This is a genomic window from Amycolatopsis sp. NPDC003865 (assembly GCF_053605345.1).
On the sequence record NZ_JBSGJA010000021.1, the window covers coordinates 180,999 to 204,712 of the forward strand.

Here is a 23,714-nt window from a genome sequence, read left to right on the forward strand (position 1 = left end):
AGCCGCGCCCCGCAGGCCCGCTCGCTCCCCCGCCCGGCCGCACCCCGCAGACCCGCTCGCCCCTGCCCACCTACTCCCTCGGGAGTACCCGCTCCCCGCCCGCGTACTTCCCCTGGCGCACTTCGCCCGTCCCCGGCTCCGGGGCGAAACCCGGGTCGCGCCCGATGTGCCCGCACCCTCGCTCAGTGAGCCTGGAAGGCGTGAAAACATCCCCTCGCTGGCGCCAGTCCGTCGTCTGGCTGCACGTCGTCTCGTCCGTCGCCTGGATGAGCCAGGCCCTCGCCCTCGTCGTGCTGATGTCCGCCGGCGCGCCCGCGATGGCCGACCGGCTCGACTCCGTCCTGCTCGCCCCGATGGCGAACGTCTCCGCGTTCACCGGGCTCCTGCTCGCCGGCGCGACGGCGTGGGGCTACTTCCGGCATTGGTGGGTGCTCATCAAGTTCGCCCTGACGCTGATCCAGCTCTACGCCGGGATCTTCCTGCTCTCCCCCGCGTTGCGCGAATCCGCCGGCACCGGCGAAGTCGCCTGGCCGCAGCTCGCCGGGGCGTCGCTGATGGCGAGCGCGCTGGCGTTCCAGGCGTGGCTTTCGGTCGCGAAGCCGGGCCGCAAGACGCCGTGGTCCCCCGCCGCCAAACCGCCGACCGCGCCGACGTGGGTGTTCGTGGCCGGGATCGCCGCGCCCGCGTCCGACGTCACCGCCGGGCTGCTGCTGGGCTACCCGCTCCCGGCGTTGTCACTGGTCACGCTGATCGTGCTCGGTTTTGAGCGGCGACGACGTCGTCGCCGTGCTCGGCGGCCCACCGTCCGAAGCCCTCGATCGGCTCCAGGAAGCTTGCGCCCAGCGCCGTGAGCGCGTAGGCGCAACGCCCAGGCGATCCTGACCCCGGCGGGCTGAGCGGGTCAGAGGCCGTATTCGATGGCGGTGGCGTTCGGGCTCGCCAGCAACGCGTACTCCACCATCGATGCGGCCGACGCCGCCGGGGCCAGTCCCACCACTACCGCGGCCGCAACGAAGATCCCCGCCAGCAAACGCTTCACCATGGTCCCTCCCAGGTTCCGGAGCCCTCCACGCTAGCCCCGAACCCGCCCTGCCCCGCCACGATTGCGCCGTTGAGCGCAGCGACTGCGTCGGCGTCGCCCAGCGCCAGATCCGCCGCACGGGCGCGCAGCGGCGCGCCGCCGCGGGGGACCAGCGTCACCTCGCCCGTGGCCAGGTCCGTCACCAGCGTGCTCAACGTCATCAGGTCGTCGCCGTCGGTGGCGTTCCGGTGGACGGCGCCGGTCAGCGCCGACACCAGCCACTTCGCGTCCGGGGCCACCGGCGCCAGGTGCGCGCACACTTCGGCGCGGGCCAGGCTCTCCTCGGAAGCCGCGTCCAGCGAGGGCGACAACCGCCGGAAGTGGTTGGTGTGCCAGGCGAACCCGCTGTCCACAGTGGTCACCGCCGTCTCGTGGCCCGCCTTCTCGACCACCGTCACCGCGGGCGAGCCGATCTGCCCCATCGTGTACGCGAACCCGCCCGCCGAAGGGCGGGACCGCAGCACCGACACCGCCTCCGCCGGCCCCGACGCGCGCTGAGCCGTGCGCGCCACGAAGTGCCGGCCCGCGCACGGCGACGGCGCCACCACGCTCACGCTGTCGATCCCCCACACCAGCCCGTGCGTGGTCAGCGTGAACGTGTTCGACGGCAGGAACCCCGGGTACCACCACACGCACACGCCGGGCTCGCCGTCGATCAGCAGCGTCAGCAGCCGGCCGATGCCGTCGAACACCGGGGCGCCGTCCTCGTTGTGGCCCAGCAGCGACGACACACCAGCCCACGCCAGGTCCGTGCAGCCCGTGCCGTCGCCCGCGCCCAGGTCGCCGCGCAGGTTGGCCAGCAGCAGGTCGTCGAACGGCACCCCCGCGCCCGCCGCCAGCGCCGTCAGCTCGGCGTACGCGTCCGGGTGCTCGACCTGCGACGCCGATTCGATCGCCCGGAACAGCACCGGCGACCGCCGCGCCCGCGCCGCCACCGGCCACGACGGCAGTCCGTCCAGGACGGTCCGGATGTCGGCGGCGGCGTGGGCACCCAGCGCGCGGAAAGCGGCTTCCCGGGGACCCCGGACGATCGTCCAGCGCACGTCGCCGATCCGGTGCTCCCGCACTGTCGCCACCATGTGATCACGATGACTGACCGGTCAGGAATCCGCAACGGTCAGTGGGCCCACCTCAGTCACCCGCAGCACCGCGGCGCCGGCCTCGTCCGACGCGGCCAGGTCGACCTCCGCGCTGATGCCCCAGTCGTGGTCGCCCGCCGGGTCGTCGAAGATCTGGCGGACCTTCCAGACGTCCGGCTGCTGCTCGATCATCAGCAGCTTCGGGCCGCGCGCGTCCGGGCCGGTGCCGAGCGAGTCGTACTCCTCGAAGTAGTCCTCGATCGCGTCTTCCCACGCTTCGGCGTCCCACCCGGACGCCGCGTCGAGCTCGCCGAGCACCGACCACGCCCGCCGCGCGAACAGCTCGACCCGGCGGAACAGCTCGTTGCGCACCAGCACGCGGAACGCACGCTCGTTGCGGGTGACGCCCGGCGGCGTCGAAGGCGGCTGGTGCGACGGCGGTCCCTCTTCCGTCGGGTGCCGCAGCGCCTCCCACTCGTCGAGGAGGCTCGAGTCGACCTGCCGGACGAGCTCGCCGAGCCACTCGATGAGGTCCTGCAGCGGCTCGGTCTTCGCCTCGTCGGGCACCGTGTGGCGCAGGGCGTCGTAGGTGTCGGCGAGGTAGCGCAGCACCAGGCCTTCCGACCGCGCGAGCTGGTAGAACCCGATGTACTCGACGAAGTTCATCGCGCGCTCGTACATGTCGCGCACCACGGATTTCGGCGACAGCTCGTAGTCGGCGACCCACGGGTGGCCCTGCCGGTAGCTGTGGAACGCCGCCTGCAGCAGCTCTTCGAGCGGCTTGGGGTACGTGACGTTCTCGAGCAGCTCCATCCGCTCGTCGTACTCGATGCCTTCGGCCTTCATCGCGTTCACGGCCTCGCCGCGCGCCTTGAACTGCTGCTGCGACAGCACCGGCCGCGGGTTGTCCACAGTGGATTCCACAACGGACACGACGTCGAGCGGGTAGGACGGCGACTCCAGGTCCAGCAGCTCGATCGCGGCGAGCGCGAACGGCGACAGCGGCTGGTTGAGCGCGAAGTCGAACTGCAAGTCGACAGTGAGCCGGATGATCCGGCCCTGATCGTCCGGTTCGGACAGTCGCTCGACGACGCCCGCGGCGAGCAGCGCGCGGTAGATCGCGATGGCGCGCAGGATGAGCTTGCGCTGCGACGCGCGGTCCTCGTGGTTGTCCTCGAGGAGGTGGCGCATCGAGTCGAACGCGTTGCCCGGCCGCGAAATCACGTTGAGCAGCATCGAGTGCGTGACCTTGAAGCTCGACGTCAGCGGCTCGGGGTCTGCGGCGATGAGCCGGTCGAACGTGCTCTCGGTCCAGTTGACGAACCCCTCCGGGGCCTTCTTCCGGACGATCTTCTTTTTCTTCTTCGGGTCGTCGCCCGCCTTCTCCAGCGCCTTCGCGTTCTCGACGACGTGGTCGGGCGCCTGGACGACGACGTAGCCGTCGGTGTCGTAGCCCGCGCGCCCGGCGCGGCCGGCGATCTGGTGGAACTCGCGCGCCTTGAGGTGGCGCTGGCGGACGCCGTCGTACTTGGTCAGCGCGGAGAAGACCACCGTCCGGATCGGCACGTTGATCCCGACGCCGAGGGTGTCGGTCCCGCAGATCACCTTGAGCAGCCCGGACTGCGCCAAGGTCTCGACCAATCGGCGATACTTGGGGAGCATGCCGGCGTGGTGGACGCCGATGCCGTGGCGGACCAGCCGCGAGAGCGTCTTGCCGAAGCCCGCGGAGAAGCGGAAGTCGCCGATCAGCTCGGCGATGGACTCCTTCTCGGCCTTCGTCGTGACGTTGATGCTCATCAGCGTCTGCGCCCGCTCGATGGCCGCGGCCTGCGAGAAGTGCACGACGTAGACGGGCGCCTGACCGCCGTTGAGCAGCTCGGACATCGTCTCGTGCAGCGGCGTGAGCGCGTACCGGAAGGTCAGCGGCACCGGGCGCTGCGCCGACGTGACGACGGCGGTCGGCTTGCCGGTGCGGCGGGTCAGGTCCTTCTCGAAGAAGGACACGTCGCCCAGGGTCGCCGACATCAGGACGAACTGGGCCTTCGGCAGTTCCAGCAGCGGCACCTGCCACGCCCAGCCGCGGTCGGGCTCGGAGTAGAAGTGGAACTCGTCGGCCACGACCTGCCCGACCGGGGCGTCGGCACCGAACCGCAACGCGATGTTCGCCAGGATTTCGGCCGTGCAGCAGATGATCGGGGCGTCCGGGTTGACGCTGGAGTCACCCGTCATCATCCCGACGTTGTCGGCCCCGAAGATCTCGATGAGCTGGAAGAACTTCTCCGAGACGAGGGCCTTGATGGGCGCGGTGTAGTAGCTGCGGCGGCCCTGGGCGAGCGCGGTGAAGTGCGCGCCGACGGCCACGAGGCTCTTCCCGGAGCCGGTCGGCGTCGAGAGGATGACGTTCGATCCGGAGACGACCTCCATCACCGCCTCCTCCTGCGCCGGGTACAGCTCGATGCCCCGTTCGGCCGTCCAGGTCGTGAACGCTTCGAACAGGGCGTCGGGGTCGGGATCCGCAGGCAGGAGGTCTGTGAGTGTCATCAGACGTCCATCGTGCCATCCGCTCGTCGCAAAGTCGGCAGGGGCGATCGCATCGCGCGTGGTAAACCCGTAGGCTTCGCGTTACCGCGCTTCGACCGGGAGATACGGTGTCGCGCGCACACGGGCGGTACTCCGGAGGGCTTAGGAATGGCACAGGACATCATCCCGATCGAACTCGGGCTGCCGCAGGGCGACGTCGTCACCCTGTGGGCCCCGCGCTGGCGGGAGGACGGCGAGGAGTGGGAAGCGTTCCTCGGCGACGAGGACGACCTGTACGCCTTCCCGGACGCCGCGCACCTGGCCGCTTTCGTCCGCACGTCGGAGCGGCACGACCTGATCGACCACCCGGCCTGGGACGCGGTGCCGTCGCTGAACGTGCCGGAGCTGATCCCGGACGAGGACCACACGTACGACCTCGTCGGCGTGCCGGAGCTCGTCGCCGAGGAGCCGGACGTCTGGCACATCGCCGAGCTGGCGGAGATCGTCGGCATCGTGCGCTCGCTCGCGGACGTCTGCGACCTCGAAGAGGTGCACGAGATCCTCGACTCGACCGAGGGCTTCTCGCTGCTGGACCAGGGCACGCTCCCGTTCACCGGGAGCGTCGGCGTCCAGGTGTGGAACGACCTGTCCGAGACGGTGTCGACCAAGTGGGACACGGTGCTGGACGCGATCGACGGTCTGGTGACGGTGCCGGACGTCGACGAGAAGGTCCTCGAGCAGACCGCCGAGGAGCTGGCGGCGTTCCACGAGGAGTCCGCGGAGGCCGAGGCCGGCGCCGAGGGTGAAGAGGACCTCGAGGCGATCTCCTCGGACGACGACGAGGACGACTCCGACGAAGAGGAGGGCCCGGTCGGCTTCTGGGCCGAGGTGGGCATCGACCCGATCAAGATCATCACGTCCGGCGCGGAGTACTACACGCTGCGCTGCTACCTGGACGACACCCCGGTGTTCCTGGGCAGCGAGGGCGAGATCGACGTGTTCACGTCGGAGAAGGCGCTGGCCCGCGCGCTGGCCGACGGCAAGGACCTGGCCGACACCGACCTCGCGGACGTGTCCACGTGGGACGAGGTCCTGGCCAAGGCGACCGCCGGCGAGCTGGAGATCGAGGTCGACCCGGAGAACACGTACGTGCTGACGGGCCTGGACGCGGACATCGCGGAGGGCCCGGAGTCGATCGACCCGACGCAGCTGGAGCTGGCGGTCGAGCTGATCACCGACGCGGCGGACTGGGCGGGCGACGACTCGGCGGAGACGGCGCTGGCGGGCAACGAGAGCCTGGGCTGGCTGGTGTCGTTCGTGCTGCGCCCGGACCCGACGCGCCTCGAGCCGTCGGCGCCGTTCGACGCGGAGCAGAGCGCTTGGCGCAAGCTCGTGGAGGGCTTCGAGAACCGCCTGACCGTGGCTTGAGTTCTGCCGTTCGGAGGCCGCTTCCCCGCGGGTCGGGGAGGCGGCCTTCGCCGTGTCAGTCGTCCGAAGCGTGTTCCGCGCGCACCGGGACCACCAGCACCGCCAGTGCCGGGAACACCGCCGCCACGCAGAACGCCAGCGCGTACCGGCTGTCCCCGATCACCAGGCCCAGCAGCGGCGGCGTCAGCGAGGCCGCGATGTTCTGGCCCGTGTTCTGCGTTCCCATCGCGCGCCCCGACCACGCCAGGCCCGCCAGCTCCGCCGAGGCCGTGAAACCCAGCCCGTTGTCGGCCACCGTGATGATCCCCGCCAGCGCCAGCGCCAGCAGGACCAGCCACGGCCAGGACGCGTCGCCCAGCGCCACCAGCAGCATCACCAGGCAGCTCAGCACCGCCAGCTGACGCATCGGCCGCAACCGGCTGCCCACCCGGTCCGACCACCAGCCCGACCCGAGCCGGCCCGCCGCGCCCAGCACCTGGACAGCCGCCAGGTACCAGCCCGCCGACAACGGGCTCCAGTGCTGCACCGCCACCAGGTACACCGGCGCGAACGCCGACACCGCGAACTGCGGCACCACCAGCAGGGCGCTCGCGCCGTGCACCCGCCACAGCGCCGCGTGCCGGTACGGCGAAGGCGGCTTCTCCCCCGAAGCCGGCTTGGGCGGCCGCGGCGGGTCCGTCACCAGCCACGCCACCAGCAACGCGACGGCGATCGCCAGTCCCGCCGGCAGCAGCACCGCCGCGCGGAACCCGAAGTGCGCGGCCAGCGGCGGCAGCCCGAGCGCCGCGACGCCGACGCCGAGCGGCTGGGCCGTCTGGCGGATCCCCATCGCCACCCCGCGCTCGGACTTGGCGAACCAGCCCATCACCACGCGACCGCTCGCCGCGTTCACCGAAGCCGTACACGCGCCGGCCGCCAAGAACACCCCAAAGAGCAGCCCGACCGGGTGAGTTCCTATCCCGGCGTACACCAGGAGTAACCCCGAGGCCCCCAGTCCGAGCGCCATGATCAGACGCTCTCCGTAACGGTCCGCAGCCGCGCCCCACACGATCAGGGTGAACAGGAGCCCGATGCTCGGTGCCGCCACGACCGTGCCGGCCTGCGCCAGCGACAGCCCCTGGTCGGCCTGCATGGCCGGGACCAGGAACGGGATGCCGTAGAGGAACGCGCAGCTCGCGGTCTGCGCGGCGAGGCCGAGCGCGAGGATGAGCCACCGCCGCGAACTCGCCTGATGCTGCTCGACCAAACCCTTCGCGACCTGCGCCATCTTCTTCACCGTCTCAAATTCTGAGAATCACTTCCTATATAGTGAACGATAGTTGGCATGGCTAAGGACCGCAAGGACCGCGAGCGGACCTCAGGCCAGCGCGGCGTACCCGGGCTTGATGACGTCGTCGATCAGCGCGAGCCGGGCGTCGAAATCGATGAACGCGGATTTCATCGCGTTGATCGTGAACCACCGGAAGTCGTCGAGGCCGTACCCGAAGGTCTCGTGCAGAGTGGTGAATTCGCTGGTCATCGTGCATCCGCTCATCAGCCGGTTGTCCGTGTTCACGGTCACCCGGAAGCGCAGCCGCTTGAGCAGGGCGAGCGGGTGCTCGGCGATCGAGCGCACCGTGCCTGTTTGGACGTTCGACGTCGGGCAGATCTCCAGCGGGATCCGGCGGTCGCGGACGTACGCGGCCAACCGTCCAAGGTGGACCGTGCCGTCCGCGTCGGTCTTGATGTCCTCGACGATCCGCACGCCGTGCCCGAGCCGCTCGGCGCCGCAATGCTGAATCGCCTCCCAAATGGACGGCAAGCCGAACGCTTCTCCGGCGTGAATGGTGAAATGCGCATTGTTCTGCCGCAAATACTCGAAAGCGTCGAGATTGCGGGTCGGCGGGAATCCGTCTTCGGGGCCGGCGATGTCGAACCCGGCGACGCCGGCGTCGCGGTACCGGACGGCCAGGTTCGCGATCTCGAGGGCGCGGGCGTGCTGGCGCATCGCGCAGAGCAACGTCCCGACGCGGATGCTGCCGCCGTTCGCGGCGACCCGCCGTGCGCCCTCCGTGAACCCCGCCTGGACGGCCTCGACCACCGCATCGAGTGACAGACCGCGTTCGACGAACAACTCCGGTGCGTAGCGCACCTCGGCGTAGACGACGCCGTCGGCGGCCAGGTCCTCCACCGCCTCCGCAGCGACCCTGACCAGCGCTTCCTCCGTCTGCATCACGCCGCACGTGTGCGCGAAGGTCTCCAGGTAGGAAACGAGTGAGCCCGAGTCGGCCGCACGGCGGAACCAGCTGCCCAGCTCGGCCGGGTCGGTGGTGGGCAGACCGGCATAGCCGGTGGCGTCGGCGAGCTCGGCGACGGTGGCCGGGCGGAGGCCGCCGTCCAGGTGGTCGTGGAGGAGGACCTTGGGCGCGCGGCGGAGTGTCTCGCTGGTCAGAACAGGGCTTTCGTCAGGCATCCCCCAACGGTAACCTCGGTGTCATTCCCCTACATGGCCGTAAGTCCCAGGCTCGGGCTAACCCTCAGCGTTGACGATCATGTGACGAATCGGCCATCCGGGGGCAGCCTCCGCAATAGGCTCTTCACGGGGGCCATACAGACAGCAATTTTTGCAATCGATAAGCTTCGTGGCACGTCCCTCCATTTCCCCGCCGACGAAGGACACACAGCAGTGACCACTGACAACCACATTGCCGCCCCGTCCTTCGACCGGATGCGCAACATGCTGGTGCGCGCGGCCGAAGTGCGTGAGAGCGAGCAGCAGCAGATCTTCGACGCGCTCGACGACATCTACGCCCGCCTCGCGCCGGTGGACTCGCTGGGCGCGGTCCGCAAGCGGCTGTCCGAGATGCCCGACCGCACCGAGGTCAGCGTCCTCGCCGAACGCCTCGACGAGACGATGTCGCGCCTCGAGGCCCAGGACAACGCCATCGCGGCGCTGACCCGCGCGATCGAGAGCCTGCCGGACAAGCTCGCCAAGCCCTTCGCGCAGCTCGACGGCCGCCTCGACGGCGTCGCCGCGCGCTTCGAGGGTGTCGCCGGCCGGATGGACGGGCTCGAGGACAAGCTCCAGAACATCCACCGCCGGCTCGACGAGCTGGGCGGCCACCTCGACAAGCAGGACGCGAAGCTCGACTCGATCCCGCAGTCGGTGCACGGCCCGGTCCGCGAGCGGATCGAGCAGGCCGAGTCGACCCTGCGCGAGCGCGTCGACACCGCCGACCACGAGCTGCGCGCGAAGGTCGACGAGCTGGACCGCGCCACCAAGGAGCGGATCGGCGCGAACACCGAGGCGCTCAAGACGGCGCTGACCGAGACCGGCGAGATGATCGACGCCTCGGACCGCCTGGAGAACCTGGGCAACCGGCTCGAGACGGTCACCACCCGCCTCGACGAGCTGGCCGGCCGCCTCGACAAGGTGGAGGACGGCTTCCTGTCGAGCCTCGGCGACCTCGACGGCGCGCTCAAGAGCGGCCTGTCGAAGGTCGAGGACACGCTGGCCAAGCAGCCGGACTCCGACTCGGTGGACTCGCTGGTCCGCAAGAGCAACGACGAGAGCGTCCGCCGCATCGGCGGCCAGCTCGACGAGGCGATGGCGACGTTCGCGGAGCTGATGCTCGGCGGCGGCCCGGCCGTCCAGCAGATCGCCCCGCCCCCGCCGGCCCCGCGCCAGCCGCGCCGCAGCTCCCGCAACGGCCGCGCCCCGAAGGCCGCCGACGTGAAGGCCAAGACGGGCGAAGGCTCGGAAGAAGCCGCGGAGTAAGCAAGCCGCACGAAGAAGGCCCCCGCCGGACGAACCGGCGGGGGCCTTCTTCGTGGGTCGCGACTTCCGATCTCACTCGAAAGGGTGATCATCTTCGCGACGATCCTCACAGCTACCCGCGGATCGTCTCCCGGACGATCGGCTCCGGAGCGGACGCCGCCGCAGCGACCGCGAAGCCGCCCTCCAGCGCCGCCAAGGCCCCCGCGACCGCGTCGGGCGTGTCCGTGTGCAGTTCCAGCAGTGGTTCGCCCTCGGTCACCGGGTCCCCGGGCTTGGCCAGGCACAGCACGCCCGCCGCGGCCTGGACCGGGTCCTCCTTGCGGGCCCGGCCCGCGCCCAGCCGCCACGCCGCGACACCCACCGCGTACGCGTCCAGCGAAGCCAGCACGCCCGACGCGGGCGCCTCGACCACGTGGACGTGGGCGGGCGTGGGCAGCGGTGCCGCCGGGTCGCCGCCCTGGGCGGAGATCATCCGGCACCACGTCTCGTAAGCCTCGCCCGAAGCCAGCACCGCCGCCGGGTCGGCCGAGATCCCGGCCAGCTCCAGCATCTCCCTGGCCAGCGCCAGCGTCAGCTCGACGACGTCCGCCGGGCCACCACCCTGGAGCACGGCGACCGACTCCGCGACCTCCACCGCGTTGCCGACCGCCCGGCCCAGCGGGACGTTCATGTCGGTCAGCAACGCCGTCGTCGGGACGCCGTGGTCGCGGCCGATCGACGTCAGCGTCAAGGCCAGCTCGCGCGCCTGGGAAAGCGACTTCATGAACGCGCCCGAGCCGAACTTCACGTCCAGGACCAGCCCGGACGCCCCTTCGGCGATCTTCTTGCTCATGATCGAGCTGGCGATCAGCGGGATCGACTCCACAGTGGACGTGACGTCCCGCAGCGCGTACAGCTTCTTGTCCGCCGGCGCCAGCCCGTCCGTCGCCGCGCAGACCACCGCGCCGACGTCCTCCAGCTGCGCTTGGATCTCCGAAGTGGACAGTGCGGCCCGCCAGCCGGGGATCGACTCCAGCTTGTCGAGCGTGCCGCCGGTGTGGCCGAGCCCGCGCCCGGACAGCTGCGGCACCGCCGCGCCGCACGCCGCCACCAGCGGCGCCAGCGGCAGCGTGATCTTGTCGCCGACCCCGCCCGTCGAGTGCTTGTCGACCGTCGGCCGCGACACGTCCAGAGACAGCCGCTCGCCAGAGGCGATCATCGCGTGCGTCCACCGCGAGATCTCGCCGGCGGACATCCCGTTCAGGAAGATCGCCATGGCGAGCGCCGACATCTGCTCTTCGGCCACGACCCCGTGCGTGTAGGCGTCGACGACCCAGTCGATCTGCTCGTCGGACAGGGTGCCACCGTCCCGCTTGGTCCGGATGACGTCGACCGCCGCAAAGGCGCTCACGGCAGGTCGTCCGGGCCGAACGCGTCCGGCAGGACGTCCGACATCGGCAGGATCCCGCTGGGCGTGTCCACCAGGCACGAAGAACCGCCCAGCTCGAACAGGATCTGCCGGCAGCGGCCACACGGCATCAGCAGGTCACCGGCGCCGCTGCGGCACGCGACGGCCACCAGGCGGCCGCCGCCGGACAGCCGCAGCTGCCCGGCCATCGTGCACTCCGCGCACAGCCCGAGCCCGTAGGAAGCGTTTTCGACGTTGCACCCGGTCACGACCCGGCCGTCGTCGACGATCCCGGCGACCCCTACGTGCAGGCCTGAATATGGTGCATACGCATGGGAAGCCGCTTCGATCGCCTGCGACCGCAGAGCGTCCCAATCCACAGTAGACACTCAGTCCTCACCCCGCCGGTACGGCTGCCCGTCGGCCTTCGGCGGCCGCAGCCGCTGCGAGGCCACCGCCAGCACGATCAGCGTCACGAAGTGCGCGGTGTACGGGATCAGGTCGGACGGCAGCGTGTCGTTCGACCAGTAGATCGCGTACAGCACGCCCGCGCCGACGACGCCGAGCCCGGCCGCGATCCACTGCCGCCGGAACAGCTGCACGACGACGATCACGCCGACCAGGATCACCGCGCCGTACAGCAGCGCGAGCACCGCTTCGCCGCCGCCGGCGAGCTGCAGGCCGTCCGCGTAGCCGAACAGCGCCGCGCCGCCGAGCAGGCCGCCCGGGCGCCAGTTGCCGAAGATCATCGCCGCGAGACCGATGTACCCGCGGCCGTTCGTCTGGTTCTCCAGGTAGTCCGCGCCGCCGCGCAGCAGCACCAGGGACGCACCGCCCATGCCGGCGAACGCGCCGGAGATCACGACGGCGACGTACTTGTGCAGGTACACGTTGACGCCCAGGGACTCCGCGGCGACGGGGTTCTCGCCGCACGAGCGCAGCCGCAGGCCGAACCGCGTCCGCCAGAGCACCCAGAAGCTCACCGGGATGAGGATGATCGCGATCATCGTCAGCGGCGCCACCTCGGTGACCAGCCCGCGCAGGATGCCGGCGACGTCGGAGATCCCGACGCGCTGCTCCTTCTCCAGGTCGCCCAGCCAGTCCGAGAGGAACGTCGCCGAGTAGGTGTCGAACTTCGGCACCACCGGCGACTGCCGCGGGTTGCCGGAGATCGGCGCGAAGATCAGGTTCGCCAGGTACTTCGTGACACCGAGGCCAAGCAGGTTGATCGCGACACCGGAGACGATGTGGTTGACGTTGAACGTCACCGTCGCCACCGCGTGCAGCAGGCCGCCCAGCGCGCCGAACACGATCGCGGAGATCAGCCCGGCCCAGACGCCGCCGTTGTAGGAACCCCAGGCGGCGCCCCAGGTGCCGAGGATCATCATGCCCTCGAGGCCGATGTTGACCACGCCCGCGCGTTCGGCCCAGAGGCCACCCAAAGCGCAGAGCAGGATCGGCAGCGCCAGGCGCAAGGCCGTCGACGCGGTGTTCGACGACGTCAGCGCGGCGACGCCGGTCGAGTACGACGCCGTCGAAATGACGGCGATGGCGATCACGGCCCAGATGACCCCGCGGAGCCAGCCGGGGATCCGGGACCGCTTGCGGTGCACCGGCATCGTGCCGGGGCTGCCCGCGTCGGGCCGGGAAACGTCGGTGACGACCATCAGACCGCTCCCCCTTCGGAGACCGAAGCGCCCTTGCGGCCGTTGGCGGCGAGCGCCCGGCCGACGCGGTGTTGCTGCGAGCGCAGGTCGGCCCGGCGCACGACCTCGTACGCCACGACGACCGACAGCACGATGATGCCCTGCATGATCGTCGCGATCTCCTTGGACACGTTGATCTGCTCCAGCGACACCGCGGAGGTGTCGAGGAACGCCCACAGCAGCGCGCCGAGCGCGATGCCGCCGGGGTGGTTGCGGCCCAGCAGCGCGACCGCGATGCCGGTGAAGCCGTACATCTGGGTCGCGGTGATGCCGTAGGTGTAGTCGCGGCCGAGCAGCTCCGGCATGGCGACCAGGCCGGCCACGCCACCGGAGAGCAGCATCGCGATGAGCGTCATCTTCTTGGCGTTGACGCCACCGGCGGCGGCCGCCGTGGTGGATTCGCCGGACGCCTTGAGCTCGAAGCCGAACCGCGTGCGGTTGAGCATGAACCAGTAGGCCCCGCCGACGATCGCGGCGATGACCACGAAGCCGAAGAGCGTGCCCGAGCCGAGCGGGATGCCCGGGATCCGGCCCGACGGCTCGATCACGCGGGTGCCGATGTTGTTGCCGGTCTGCACGCCGAACTGGTCGGCGTTGATGAGGAAGGCGATGATCCCGGCGACGATCGCGTTGAGCATGATCGTCGAGATGACCTCGCTGACCCCGCGGGTCACCTTGAGGATCGCCGGGATCGCCGCGTACGCCATGCCCGCCACGATCGCGACCAGCAGGATCGCGACGACGTGGATGACCGGCGGCAGCTTCATCGCGCCGCCGGCGATGGCGGCGACGACGGCGGCGAAGCGGTACTGGCCCTCGACCCCGATGTTGAACAGGTTCATCTGGAAGCCGATGGCGACCGCGAGCCCCGACAGGTAGTAGACCGTCGCCAGGTTCACGGTGTCGACCGCGGTCGAGCCCTTGAACATCTGGCCGATCATCGTGCCGTACGCCTGCAGCGGGTCGGCCCCGGAGATGATCAGCGCGATGGCCGACAGCAGCACGGCGAAGACGATCGCCAGCAGCGGCGGCAGCAGTTTCGTGCGCCAGGAAGTCATTCGCCGTCACCCTCTCCGGCGCCGGTCATCGCCGAGCCCAGTTCCTGCGGCGTCACGGTGGCGGGGTCGGCCTCGCTGACGAGCCGCCCGCGCAGCATGACGCGGATCGTGTCGGACAGGCCGATCAGCTCGTCGAGGTCGGCGGAGATGAGCAGCACGGCGAGACCGGCCGCCCGCGCCTGGCGGATGTTCTCCCAGATCAGCGCCTGCGCGCCGACGTCGACCCCGCGCGTCGGGTGCGACGCGATGAGCAGCACCGGGTTGCCCGAAAGCTCGCGCCCGACGATCAGCTTCTGCTGGTTGCCGCCCGAGAGCGCCGCGGCCGGGACGTCGATGCCCGGCGTGCGGACGTCGTAGTCACGCACGATCCGCTCGGTGTCCGCGCGGGCGCCGGCGATGTCGAGCAACTGTCCCTTGGAGACCGGTTCGCGGGTCTGGTAGCCGAGGATCCGGTTGACCCACAACGGTTGCGTGAGCAGCAGGCTGTGCCGGGTGCGGTCTTCGGCGATGTAGCCGATGCCGGCCTCGCGCCGCGCCAGCGTGCCCGCCTTCGTCAGGTCGCGGGCCTTGCCGTCGGCGTCGACCAGCTCGATGGTGCCGCCCGACGGCTTGCGCATGCCCATGATGGTTTCGACCAGCTCGGTCTGGCCGTTGCCCTCGACGCCGGCGACGCCGAGCACCTCGCCCGCGTGCACGGTGAAGGAGACGTCGTCGAGGGCGTTGCGGTCCGAGCCCTCGGCGCCGAGCGTCAGCCCGGTCAGCCGCAGCACGTCCCGGTCGGTGACCGTGGACTCGCGGGTCTCCGGGCTGGGCAGCTCCGAGCCGACCATCATCTCCGCGAGCTGGCGGGAGGTGATGGTCTTCGGGTCCGCGGTGCCGACGGTGGTGCCGCGCCGGATCACCGTGACGGTGTCGGCGATCGCGCGCACCTCGTCGAGCTTGTGCGAGATGAAGAGGAACGTGTAGCCGTCGGCCTTCATCTCCCGGACGGTCGCGAACAGCGCGTCGACCTCCTGCGGCACGAGGACCGCGGTCGGCTCGTCCAGGATGATGATCTTCGCCCCGCGGTAGAGCACCTTGACGATCTCGACGCGCTGGCGGTCGGCGACGCCCAGCTCTTCGAGCAGCGTGTCCGGCTTCGCGTGCAGCCCGGTCCGCTCGGCGAGCTCGGCCAGCCGCGCGCGGGCGGCGCGGCCGATGCCGTGCAGCGCCTCGGCGCCGAGGAACACGTTCTCGCCGACCGTGAGGTTGTCGGCCAGCATGAAGTGCTGGTGCACCATGCCGATGCCGGCGCGGATGGCGTCCTGCGGGTTACGCAGCTTCACCTCTTCGCCGTTGATCGCGATCGTGCCCTCGTCCGGCGGCTGCATGCCGTAGAGGATCTTCATCAGGGTGGACTTGCCGGCGCCGTTCTCGCCACAGATGGCGTGCACCTCGCCCGCGGCGACGGTGAGGTTGACGTCGGAGTTGGCCACCACGCCGGGGAACCGCTTGGTGATCCCGGTCAGCTGGACGGCGGGGACGCCCCGGTCGGGGACGGCCTCGGCCGGGGCCTCGGCTGTACTCATGGGCGGGAGAATTCCATATCTCTTCTAAACGCGTGAGGGGCCCGGAGGAAAATTCCTCCGAGCCCCGGCACGCGTTGAGCTACTTCTGCGGCTTGTCCGAAACGGTGATCGCGCCCGAGATGATCTGGGCCTTGTACCCGTCCAGGACGTCCTTGATGTCGTCGACCTTGCCGCCCGAGGTGGCGTAGCCGACGCCGTCGACCTTGAGGTCGAACCGCTTCGGCAGGCCGCTCAGGTCACCCTTGGCGACGGCCTGCACGTAGTCGAACACCGCGACGTCGACGCGCTTGAGCATGGACGTGATGATGACGTCCTTGTCGGCCTCGACGGTCTTCTGGTTGTACTGGTCGGAGTCGACCCCGATGGCCAGCGCGTTGCCCGCCTTCGCGGCGTCGAAGACACCCTTACCCGAGGCGCCCGCGGCGTGGTAGATCACGTCCGCGCCCTTGGCGATCTCGGCCGCGGCCTTCGCGTTGCCCTTCGGCGGGTCCTGGAAGCCGGAGAAGTCGCCGGCCGGGGTCAGGTACTCGTCCTCGATCTTGATCTTGGACGAAACCGTCTTCGCGCCCTGCAGGAAGCCGGCCTCGAACTTCTGGATCAGCGGGGTGTTGACACCGCCGACGAAACCGATGTGGCAGCTCTTGCTCTTGTACGCGGCGGCGACGCCGGCCAGGAACGAGCCCTGCTCCTCGGCGAAGACCAGCGGCGTCACGTTCGGCAGGGTGATCGAGTCGTCGTCGACGATCGCGAACTTGGTGTTCGGGTACTTGGCCGCGACGACCTTGACCGACGGCGCGTAGGCGAAGCCGACCGCGATGATCGGGTTCAGGCCCGAGGAGGCCATCTGGTCGAGGCGCTGCTGCTTGGCCGACTCGGCCTCGCTGGCGGAGGCGGTGCTCTCGCTGACCGTCGTCACGCCGAGGTCGGACTTCGCCTTGTCGGTGCCCGCGGCGGCGGCGTCGTTGAACGACGCGTCACCCCGGCCGCCGACGTCGAAGGCCAGGCCGATCTTCAGCTTGCTGCCGTCGACCTTGCCACCGGCGGCGGTCGAGCTGCTGGCGGCGGCGGGCGCCGCGGGCGGCTTCTGCGCGGTGACGCAGTCCGAGCCGCCCGACGAAGGCGCGGCGCTGTTGTTGCTACTGCCACCGCTCGAGTCCTTGGCGCACCCGGCCAGGGCGAGCACCCCGGCCATGGCCGCGGCGGCCAGCGCGGTTCCACGCATGCGACGCAACGTGTTTCTCCCTCCCCGCTGATCCAGCGGATGTCCAGGGCACGACCGGGCCCACTGCCGGGTCGACTGGTGGACCGTACCCAACGGACAGGAATGCGCCATAGGAACGGCACGCTACGTAACACAAACGTTTACTCACGAGTCGCGCGCGCGACGAACTGGACACCGAACGTGATCATCAGACCCGTTCGGCGCTACTTTCGGCGGGTGGCCGCGCTCTGGGACGGCTTAATTGCCGCTTTGTGTCACTCAGTGTGCCGGGCTGACCGAAGGTTGGGCCACCCCGGTCACCCTGTGAGATGACCGCCGTTCAGGTGCAGGTGAGCCGCGCGGCGGCCCAGTCGGCGCGGTCGTAGGAGTTGCCGTCGCCGCCGTCGGTGACCACCAGGCGCAGGTACTGGGCGCCGCGCAGGTCGGCGTTGAGGGGCAGCGCCGGGTCCTGCCAGGTCCGGACGCCCGTCGAGGCCGCCTTCACGCCGTCGGCGTAGACCTCGAACGTGACCGAGCCCTGCTTGTTCGTCGCCTCGCGCTCGTCGTCGACACCGACGTCCGCCGTGAACCCCGTGCAGCGGCCGCCCAGGTAGAAAACGACTTCGCCGGGCGCGTGCGCCCCCAGTCCCTTCGGGTAGACCGCCCCGTTGATCGTCAGCGGCTTGCCGTCGCCGGCCGGGATGCTGCCGTTGGACATGTCGCGCTCGACCGGGCCGTAGCCGTTCTTCTCCGCCGCCCAGCGCAGGTCGCTCGCCCAGGCCGGGGCCGCGGGCGGGGCGGACGGGACCGTCAGCTGCTCGGAGCCCGCCCAGCTCACCTGCCCGAAGCCGAGCGCCCGGTACGTGACGCCGCCGCGCAGGACCGCCGTCGTGCCTTCGGTGCCGGCCGGCGGGGTCACGCGCCAGCGGCCGGTCGCGGTGTCGCCGGTCCCCAGCACGAACTCCCGGGGCCGCGCCAGCTGCTCGGCCCGCCAGCCGGCGGGCGCGGTGAGCGTGACGCGCGGGTCGAACACCGGGACGCGGGCCTCGTCGGTCGCGGACACCGTCACCTCGAAGGGTTTCCCGGCGGGCGTGATCTCGCCGGGCACGCCGGGGACGGGCGCGGCCAGCTCGATGCCGGTGCTGACCAGCGGTGCGGCCCCCAGCCACGGACCACCCGCGTGGACCCGGTAGACCACCGTCGAGTGCGGCGGGACGACGGCCGAGACCCGGCCGGCGGTCTGCAGGTCGCGGTGGGCCCAGAGGTCGCGCGCGGTGTAGCCGGCGGCCTTCGGGAGGCCGATCGCGGCCGCGGTGGTCCCGATCGGGGCACTCGACGTCGTCTCGTTGAAGAGAGCGACCGCGACGTCGCCGTTCGCGAGGGGCTTGGCGAAGACCCAGTGACCGTCCTGGTTGGACACCACCCGCGCCTGGACCCCGCGCCGGTCCTGGTCGAGCGCGATGACCTCGGCGTTGCGCAGGACGTCGAAGTTCTCCGGCGACACCTTGCGCAGGTCGGCGCCGATGAGCAGCGGCGCGGCCATCGTCGCCCACAGCGAGAAGTGCGACTTGTACTCCTCGGTCGTCATGCCGCCGTTGCCGACCTCGAGCATGTCGGGATCGTTCCAGTGGCCGGGCCCCGCGTACGGCGCGAGCGGCGCGTTCGCCTTGAGGATCTGGAGCATCTTGGCCCAGTTGTCCTTGATGTCGCCGGTGGTCCGCCACAGGTGCCCGACGTCCGCGCCCCACTCCCACGGCTTGTTCTCGCCCCACTCGCAGAGCGAGTACACGATCGGGCGACCGGTCTTCCGCAGCGCGTCGCGCATCTTCGTGTAGCGCTCGAGCGCGGGACGGCCCTGGTTGTTGCAGTTGTCGTACTTGAGGTAGTCGACGCCCCAGTCCGCGAACGTCTGCGCGTCGACGTCCTCGTGGTCCAGTGCGCCGGGCTGGGTCTTCGCGCAGGTCAGCGTGCCCGCGCTGGTGTAGATGCCGAACTTGAGGCCCTTCGAGTGGACGTAGTCGGCGAGTGCCTTGATCCCGCCGGGGAAGCGCGCCTTGTTCGCCTGCATCCGGCCGTCGGCGTCCCGGGCCGGCTCGGCCCAGCAGTCGTCGACGTTCACGTACTCGTACCCGGCGGCCTTGAGTCCTTTGTCGACGAAGATGTCGGCGGTGTCGCGGATGATCTGCTCGTCGACGGCGCAGCCGGTGGTGTTCCAGTTGTTGAAGCCCATCGGCGGGGTCAGGGCCAGCCCGTCGGGCAGCGCCTGCGCCGGCGTGACCGAAACCACGGGCAGCAGGGCCGCGACGGCGATCACCAGGCCGAGTCGTCGCACCAGAACATCACCCCATCGTGAGAGATCCGATGTTTGCCCGAGCGACGCTAAAGACGACCTTGCGGTTGGTCAATGACAGCCCGGAATCACCAGCCGTTCGGCGTAGCGCATCAGATATCAGATCTTGCAGAGGTCAGATGACCGGTGAACGGGACAGGAAAAGCGGTGGCACCGCCGAGTGCGCTGGACCACACCGCCGGGTGGCGGTGCGGCAGTGCCGGTGTCTGGTCCATCACAGAGGGGAACCCGGAGGTGAGCCGCCTTCCGGGTGCGGGTCTAGCATCCGATTCATCCAGGCTCGATGACGTTGATCTCGGCACAGCCGCCGTTCCCGCGGCGACAGCGGACCTCACGGCCACCGGGCGCACAGTCAGACGTTGGAGGCCGTTCACCGATGTCCACCACGGCGAGCACTGCCCCCGAGGCAGGCGCGAGCGATCGGGCGGGTGCCTCACGCCGGCAGGGGACCTTCTACCGGGGTGACCCCGGCATGTGGTCCTGGGTCCTGCACCGCATCACCGGCGTGCTCACATTCTTCTTCCTGTTCGTCCACGTGCTCGACACCGCGCTGGTGCGCGTGTCGCCGAACACCTACGACCAGGTCATCGAGACCTACAAGACGCCGATCGTGAACCTCCTGGAGGTCGGCCTCGTCGGCGCGGTGCTGTTCCACGCGCTCAACGGCATCCGCGTCATGCTGGTCGACTTCTGGTCGAAGGGCCCAAAGCTGCAGAAGGCGATGCTGTGGGTCATCGGCGTGGTCTGGGTCGTCGTGATGGTCCCCGGTGCGTTCTTCATGCTGAAGCGCACCGTCGAAACGCTCTTCGGGGGTAACTGACATGGCCGACCTCGCGCTCGCGAACCCCCGCACGCCCAAGCGCCCCGCCGCCCGCCGCAGCAACTTCGAGCTCTACAGCTGGCTGTTCATGCGGATCTCCGGCCTCGCGCTGATCATCCTGGTGCTCGGCCACCTGCTGATCATGAACATCCTCGACGGCGGCGTGCACCGGATCAACTGGGGCTTCGTCGCCGGCCGCTGGGCCTCGCCGTTCTGGCAGTTCTGGGACCTGGCCATGCTCTGGCTCGCCGAGATCCACGGCGGCAACGGCCTGCGCACCATCATCGACGACTACGCGCGCAAGGACAGCACGCGGTTCTGGCTGAAGATCCTGCTCTACGTCTCGATGGTGCTGATCCTGGCCGTCGGCACGATGGTGATCTTCACCTTCGACCCGAACATGCCCGCGAACTGAAGCCACGGAGACTTTTTCGATGCAGTTCCACAAGTACGACGTGGTGATCGTCGGCGCCGGCGGCGCCGGCATGCGCGCGGCCATCGAGTCCGGCCAGCGCGCCCGCACCGCGGTCCTCACCAAGCTCTACCCGACCCGGTCCCACACCGGCGCGGCCCAGGGCGGCATGTGCGCCGCGCTGGCGAACGTCGAAGAGGACAACTGGGAGTGGCACACCTTCGACACGGTCAAGGGCGGCGACTACCTCGTCGACCAGGACGCCGCGGAGATCATGGCCAAGGAGGCCATCGACGCGGTGCTCGACCTGGAGAAGATGGGCCTGCCGTTCAACCGCACGCCCGAGGGCAAGATCGACCAGCGCCGCTTCGGCGGGCACACGCGTGACCACGGCAAGGCCGCGGTGCGCCGCGCCTGCTACGCCGCGGACCGCACTGGCCACATGATCCTCCAGACGCTGTACCAAAACTGCGTGAAGTACGGCACTGAGTTCTTCAACGAGTTCTACGTGCTCGACCTGATCACCTCGGAAGACGAGAACGGCAACCCGGTCGCTTCCGGTGTCGTCGCCTACGAGCTGGCCACCGGCGAGCTGCACGTCTTCCAGGCGAAGTCGGTCGTGTTCGCCACCGGCGGCGCGGGCAAGATCTTCAAGACGACGTCGAACGCGCACACCCTCACCGGTGACGGCCTCGGCATCATCTTCCGCAAGGGCCTGCCGCTGGAGGACATGGAGTTCTTCCAGTTCCACCCGACCGGCCTCGCGGGCCTGGGGATCCTGATCTCGGAAGCCGTCCGCGGCGAGGGCGGGATCCTGCGCAACGCCTCCGGCGAGCGGTTCATGGAGCGCTACGCCCCCACCATCAAGGACCTCGCGCCGCGCGACATCGTGGCGCGCTCGATGGTGCAGGAAGTGCTGCAGGGCCGCGGGTGCGGCCCGAACAAGGACTACGTCGTCCTCGACGTCACGCACCTGCCGGTCGAGGTCCTCGAGACCAAGCTGCCGGACATCACCGAGTTCTCGCGCACCTACCTGGGCGTCGACCCGGTGAAGGAGCCGGTGCCGGTGTTCCCGACGTGCCACTACGTGATGGGCGGGATCCCGACCAACGTGCACGGCGAAGCGTTGCGGGACAACGAGAACGTCATCCCGGGCCTCTACGCCGCGGGTGAGGTCGCGTGCGTGTCCGTGCACGGTTCGAACCGCCTGGGCACGAACTCGCTGCTGGACATCAACGTGTTCGGCCGCCGTGCGGGCATCGCGGCCGCGGAGTACGCGCTGGCGCACGAGCACGTCGAGCTGCCGGAGAACCCGACCGCGCTGGTCGAGGAGCAGCTGGCGGGCCTGCTGTCGGAGCACGGTGACGAGCGCGTCGCCGACATCCGCAAGGAAATGCAGCAGACGATGGACTCGCACGCGTCGGTGTACCGGACCGAGGACACGCTGAAGCAGGCGCTGACCGACGTCCAGGCGCTGAAGGAGCGGTACCAGCGGATCACGGTGGCGGACAAGGGCAAGCGGTACAACACCGACCTGCTCGAGGCCGTCGAGCTGGGCTTCCTGCTGGAGCTGGCCGAGGTCCTGGTCGTAGGCGCGCTGGCGCGCAAGGAGTCCCGCGGCGGCCACGCCCGCGAGGACTACCCGACCCGCGACGACACGAACTTCATGCGGCACACCATGGCCTACAAGCAGGGCACGGGGCTGTCGTCCGACATCCGGCTGGACTACAAGCCGGTCACCTTCACCCGCTACGAGCCGATGGAGCGGAAGTACTGATGACTAGCGTTGCTGAAGCTCCTGCCTCTTCCGCTTCGGACGAGCACACGCCGATCACGGTCACGCTGAAGATCCTCCGGTTCAACCCGGAGGTCGACACGGAGCCGCACTGGGAGTCCTACGACGTCCCGGCGCAGCGCACGGACCGGCTGCTGAACCTGCTGTTCTACGTGAAGGACTACATCGACGGGACGTTCTCGTTCCGCCGTTCGTGCGCGCACGGCGTGTGCGGCTCCGACGCGATGCAGATCAACGGCATCAACCGCCTGGCGTGCAAGGTCCTGATGAAGGACCTGCTGGAGAAGGACGGCAAGAAGACCACGATCACGATCGCCCCGATCAAGGGCCTGACGACGTTGAAGGACTTGTACGTCGACATGGACCCGTTCTTCGAGGCGTACCGGGCGATCAAGCCGTACTTGATCACGTACGGCAACGAGCCGACGCGCGAGCGCATCCAGTCCCAGGCGGACCGCGACCGCTTCGACGACACGACGAAGTGCATCCTGTGCGCGTGCTGCACATCGTCGTGCCCGGTGTACTGGAACGACGGCTCGTACTTCGGCCCGGCGGCGATCGTGAACGCCCACCGGTTCATCTTCGACTCCCGGGACGAAGGGGCGGAGGAGCGACTGGACATCCTGAACGACGGTGAGGGTGTCTGGCGGTGCCGGACGACGTTCAACTGCACGGATGCTTGCCCCCGTGGGATCCAGGTGACGAAGGCGATTCAGGAAGTGAAGCGGGCGCTGTTGTTCAAGCGCGTTTGAGGTCCTGCAACAGCAGAAAGGCCCTCCGGTGTTCTTCGCCGGAGGGCCTTTCTTTTGCCGGCACGGCAACCAACGGGCGGCCGGCAGAGCAGGCGGACCACGAGATCACCAGACCTCCCCCGCCCTCCTCCCAAGCCGCATCCCAGTCGACGACCGGGTTTGTCAAGGCACGCTTTTGATGTGCTCCGAAGATTTCGGACGCTGCTCAAGCGGACTGTATCATGCTGCGTGGTGTTGGGTGAACCATTCGTCGAGTACTTCGCGTGGTGGCCGGTATTCGAGTGCTGAATGTAGCCGGCGGGTGTTGTAGAAACCTTCGATGAACTTGATGATCTCGCGGCGGCCTTCGGTCCGGGTGGCGAAGGTGCGGTGGTGTATCCATTCCGCTTTGAGCTTCCCGAAGAAGGATTCGGCCATGGCGTTGTCGTAACAGATCCCGGTCCGCCCGACCGATTGCCGGATATTTTCGTCGCGCAGCAGGCGAGAGAACGCGTAGGAGGTGTACTGACTGCCGCGGTCGGAGTGGAATATCGCCCCCTCGGGCAGCGGAATACGTCCGGCGGCCATGGTCATCGCGGCGGAGACCAGACCGGTGTCGTAGTGCCTGTCCACGCTCCATCCCAGAATGATTTTCGAATAGCAGTCGATCACTGTCGCGAGGAACAGTGGACCGTCGCCGGTGTTGATCTGCGTGATGTCACCGACCATCTTCGCCCCCGGCGCCGGCGCGGTGAAGTCCCGCCCGATCAGGTCCGGGATCGTGCCCGCGGCGCGGCCGGCCACCGTCAGTCCCCGCCGGG

Annotated in this window: 20 protein-coding genes; 7 read left to right on the forward strand and 13 right to left on the reverse strand. The window is 69.6% G+C overall.

Features of this window, described 5'->3' with window-relative positions; translation table 11 throughout:
* Positions 1 to 200 precede the first annotated feature (200 nt).
* Positions 201 to 851, forward strand: a complete 651-nt coding sequence (locus ACWEVP_RS38670; RefSeq protein WP_452067537.1) for a hypothetical protein — start codon at positions 201 to 203, stop codon at positions 849 to 851.
* Positions 852 to 901: 50 nt separating this feature from the next.
* On the opposite strand, the gene ACWEVP_RS38675 is transcribed toward ACWEVP_RS38670, so the two are convergent.
* The 3 genes from ACWEVP_RS38675 to ACWEVP_RS38685 are packed head-to-tail and all read right to left on the reverse strand — an operon-like array spanning position 902 to position 4,701.
* Positions 902 to 1,042, reverse strand: coding sequence for a hypothetical protein (locus tag ACWEVP_RS38675; RefSeq protein WP_452067538.1), 141 nt, complete (start codon positions 1,040 to 1,042; stop codon positions 902 to 904).
* Positions 1,036 to 2,160: a C45 family autoproteolytic acyltransferase/hydolase gene (locus ACWEVP_RS38680; RefSeq protein WP_452067539.1), complete on the reverse strand. Its 1,125-nt coding sequence runs from the start codon at positions 2,158 to 2,160 to the stop codon at positions 1,036 to 1,038. The genes ACWEVP_RS38675 and ACWEVP_RS38680 overlap by 7 nt, the downstream gene beginning before the upstream one ends.
* A 21-nt stretch (positions 2,161 to 2,181) precedes the next feature.
* Complete coding sequence (locus ACWEVP_RS38685) at positions 2,182 to 4,701, reverse strand: DEAD/DEAH box helicase (protein ID WP_452067540.1); 2,520 nt, start codon at positions 4,699 to 4,701, stop codon at positions 2,182 to 2,184.
* 147 nt (positions 4,702 to 4,848) lie between these two features.
* Here ACWEVP_RS38685 and ACWEVP_RS38690 point away from each other — a divergent pair, with 147 nt between their 5' ends.
* Positions 4,849 to 6,108: a primosomal protein gene (locus tag ACWEVP_RS38690; RefSeq protein ID WP_452067541.1), complete on the forward strand. Its 1,260-nt coding sequence runs from the start codon at positions 4,849 to 4,851 to the stop codon at positions 6,106 to 6,108.
* A 55-nt stretch (positions 6,109 to 6,163) separates the two neighbouring features.
* Here the strand turns inward: ACWEVP_RS38690 and ACWEVP_RS38695 are convergent, their stop codons facing one another.
* Complete coding sequence (locus tag ACWEVP_RS38695) at positions 6,164 to 7,375, reverse strand: MFS transporter (RefSeq protein WP_452067560.1); 1,212 nt, start codon at positions 7,373 to 7,375, stop codon at positions 6,164 to 6,166.
* 90 nt (positions 7,376 to 7,465) lie between these two features.
* Complete coding sequence (locus ACWEVP_RS38700; RefSeq protein ID WP_452067542.1) at positions 7,466 to 8,560, reverse strand: adenosine deaminase; 1,095 nt, start codon at positions 8,558 to 8,560, stop codon at positions 7,466 to 7,468.
* A 213-nt stretch (positions 8,561 to 8,773) separates the two neighbouring features.
* Between ACWEVP_RS38700 and ACWEVP_RS38705 the strand changes: the two genes are divergently transcribed.
* Entirely contained in the window at positions 8,774 to 9,865 is a 1,092-nt protein-coding gene (locus ACWEVP_RS38705; RefSeq protein WP_452067543.1) for a PA containing protein, read from the forward strand.
* 112 nt (positions 9,866 to 9,977) lie between these two features.
* Here the strand turns inward: ACWEVP_RS38705 and ACWEVP_RS38710 are convergent, their stop codons facing one another.
* From ACWEVP_RS38710 to ACWEVP_RS38740, 7 genes are all read right to left on the reverse strand, one after another.
* Positions 9,978 to 11,255, reverse strand: a complete 1,278-nt coding sequence (locus ACWEVP_RS38710; protein ID WP_452067544.1) for a thymidine phosphorylase — start codon at positions 11,253 to 11,255, stop codon at positions 9,978 to 9,980.
* The gene (locus ACWEVP_RS38715; protein WP_033261417.1) at positions 11,252 to 11,641 is read right to left on the reverse strand and encodes a cytidine deaminase; all 390 of its coding nucleotides are present in this window, start codon (positions 11,639 to 11,641) and stop codon (positions 11,252 to 11,254) included. The genes ACWEVP_RS38710 and ACWEVP_RS38715 overlap by 4 nt, the downstream gene beginning before the upstream one ends.
* The gene (locus tag ACWEVP_RS38720) at positions 11,642 to 12,919 is read right to left on the reverse strand and encodes an ABC transporter permease (RefSeq protein WP_452067545.1); all 1,278 of its coding nucleotides are present in this window, start codon (positions 12,917 to 12,919) and stop codon (positions 11,642 to 11,644) included.
* Positions 12,919 to 14,016 carry an ABC transporter permease gene (locus tag ACWEVP_RS38725; RefSeq protein WP_452067546.1) on the reverse strand — a complete coding sequence of 366 codons (1,098 nt, stop codon included), beginning with the start codon at positions 14,014 to 14,016 and terminating at the stop codon, positions 12,919 to 12,921. The genes ACWEVP_RS38720 and ACWEVP_RS38725 overlap by 1 nt, the downstream gene beginning before the upstream one ends.
* Positions 14,013 to 15,584, reverse strand: coding sequence for an ABC transporter ATP-binding protein (locus ACWEVP_RS38730; RefSeq protein ID WP_452067547.1), 1,572 nt, complete (start codon positions 15,582 to 15,584; stop codon positions 14,013 to 14,015). Before ACWEVP_RS38730 ends, ACWEVP_RS38725 begins: the two co-directional genes overlap by 4 nt.
* A 79-nt stretch (positions 15,585 to 15,663) precedes the next feature.
* Complete coding sequence (locus ACWEVP_RS38735) at positions 15,664 to 16,806, reverse strand: BMP family lipoprotein (protein ID WP_452067548.1); 1,143 nt, start codon at positions 16,804 to 16,806, stop codon at positions 15,664 to 15,666.
* Between the two features lie 319 nt (positions 16,807 to 17,125).
* Entirely contained in the window at positions 17,126 to 19,117 is a 1,992-nt protein-coding gene (locus ACWEVP_RS38740) for an NPCBM/NEW2 domain-containing protein (RefSeq protein ID WP_452067549.1), read from the reverse strand.
* 394 nt (positions 19,118 to 19,511) lie between these two features.
* Here ACWEVP_RS38740 and sdhC point away from each other — a divergent pair, with 394 nt between their 5' ends.
* Genes sdhC through ACWEVP_RS38760 form a run of 4 tightly spaced genes read left to right on the forward strand, consistent with a single transcriptional unit; the run spans position 19,512 to position 22,914 of the window.
* Positions 19,512 to 19,955 carry a succinate dehydrogenase, cytochrome b556 subunit gene (gene sdhC / locus ACWEVP_RS38745; RefSeq protein ID WP_285456018.1) on the forward strand — a complete coding sequence of 148 codons (444 nt, stop codon included), beginning with the start codon at positions 19,512 to 19,514 and terminating at the stop codon, positions 19,953 to 19,955.
* A 1-nt stretch (position 19,956) separates the two neighbouring features.
* Entirely contained in the window at positions 19,957 to 20,370 is a 414-nt protein-coding gene (locus tag ACWEVP_RS38750) for a succinate dehydrogenase hydrophobic membrane anchor subunit (protein ID WP_372672138.1), read from the forward strand.
* A 19-nt stretch (positions 20,371 to 20,389) separates the two neighbouring features.
* Positions 20,390 to 22,144, forward strand: a complete 1,755-nt coding sequence (gene sdhA / locus ACWEVP_RS38755) for a succinate dehydrogenase flavoprotein subunit (protein WP_452067550.1) — start codon at positions 20,390 to 20,392, stop codon at positions 22,142 to 22,144.
* Positions 22,144 to 22,914, forward strand: coding sequence for a succinate dehydrogenase iron-sulfur subunit (locus tag ACWEVP_RS38760; protein ID WP_452067551.1), 771 nt, complete (start codon positions 22,144 to 22,146; stop codon positions 22,912 to 22,914). Before sdhA ends, ACWEVP_RS38760 begins: the two co-directional genes overlap by 1 nt.
* 219 nt (positions 22,915 to 23,133) lie before the next feature.
* Here ACWEVP_RS38760 and ACWEVP_RS38765 read toward each other — a convergent pair.
* Positions 23,134 to 23,714: IS3 family transposase (locus ACWEVP_RS38765; RefSeq protein WP_452067552.1), on the reverse strand; the 581-nt coding region annotated here is incomplete at its 5' end.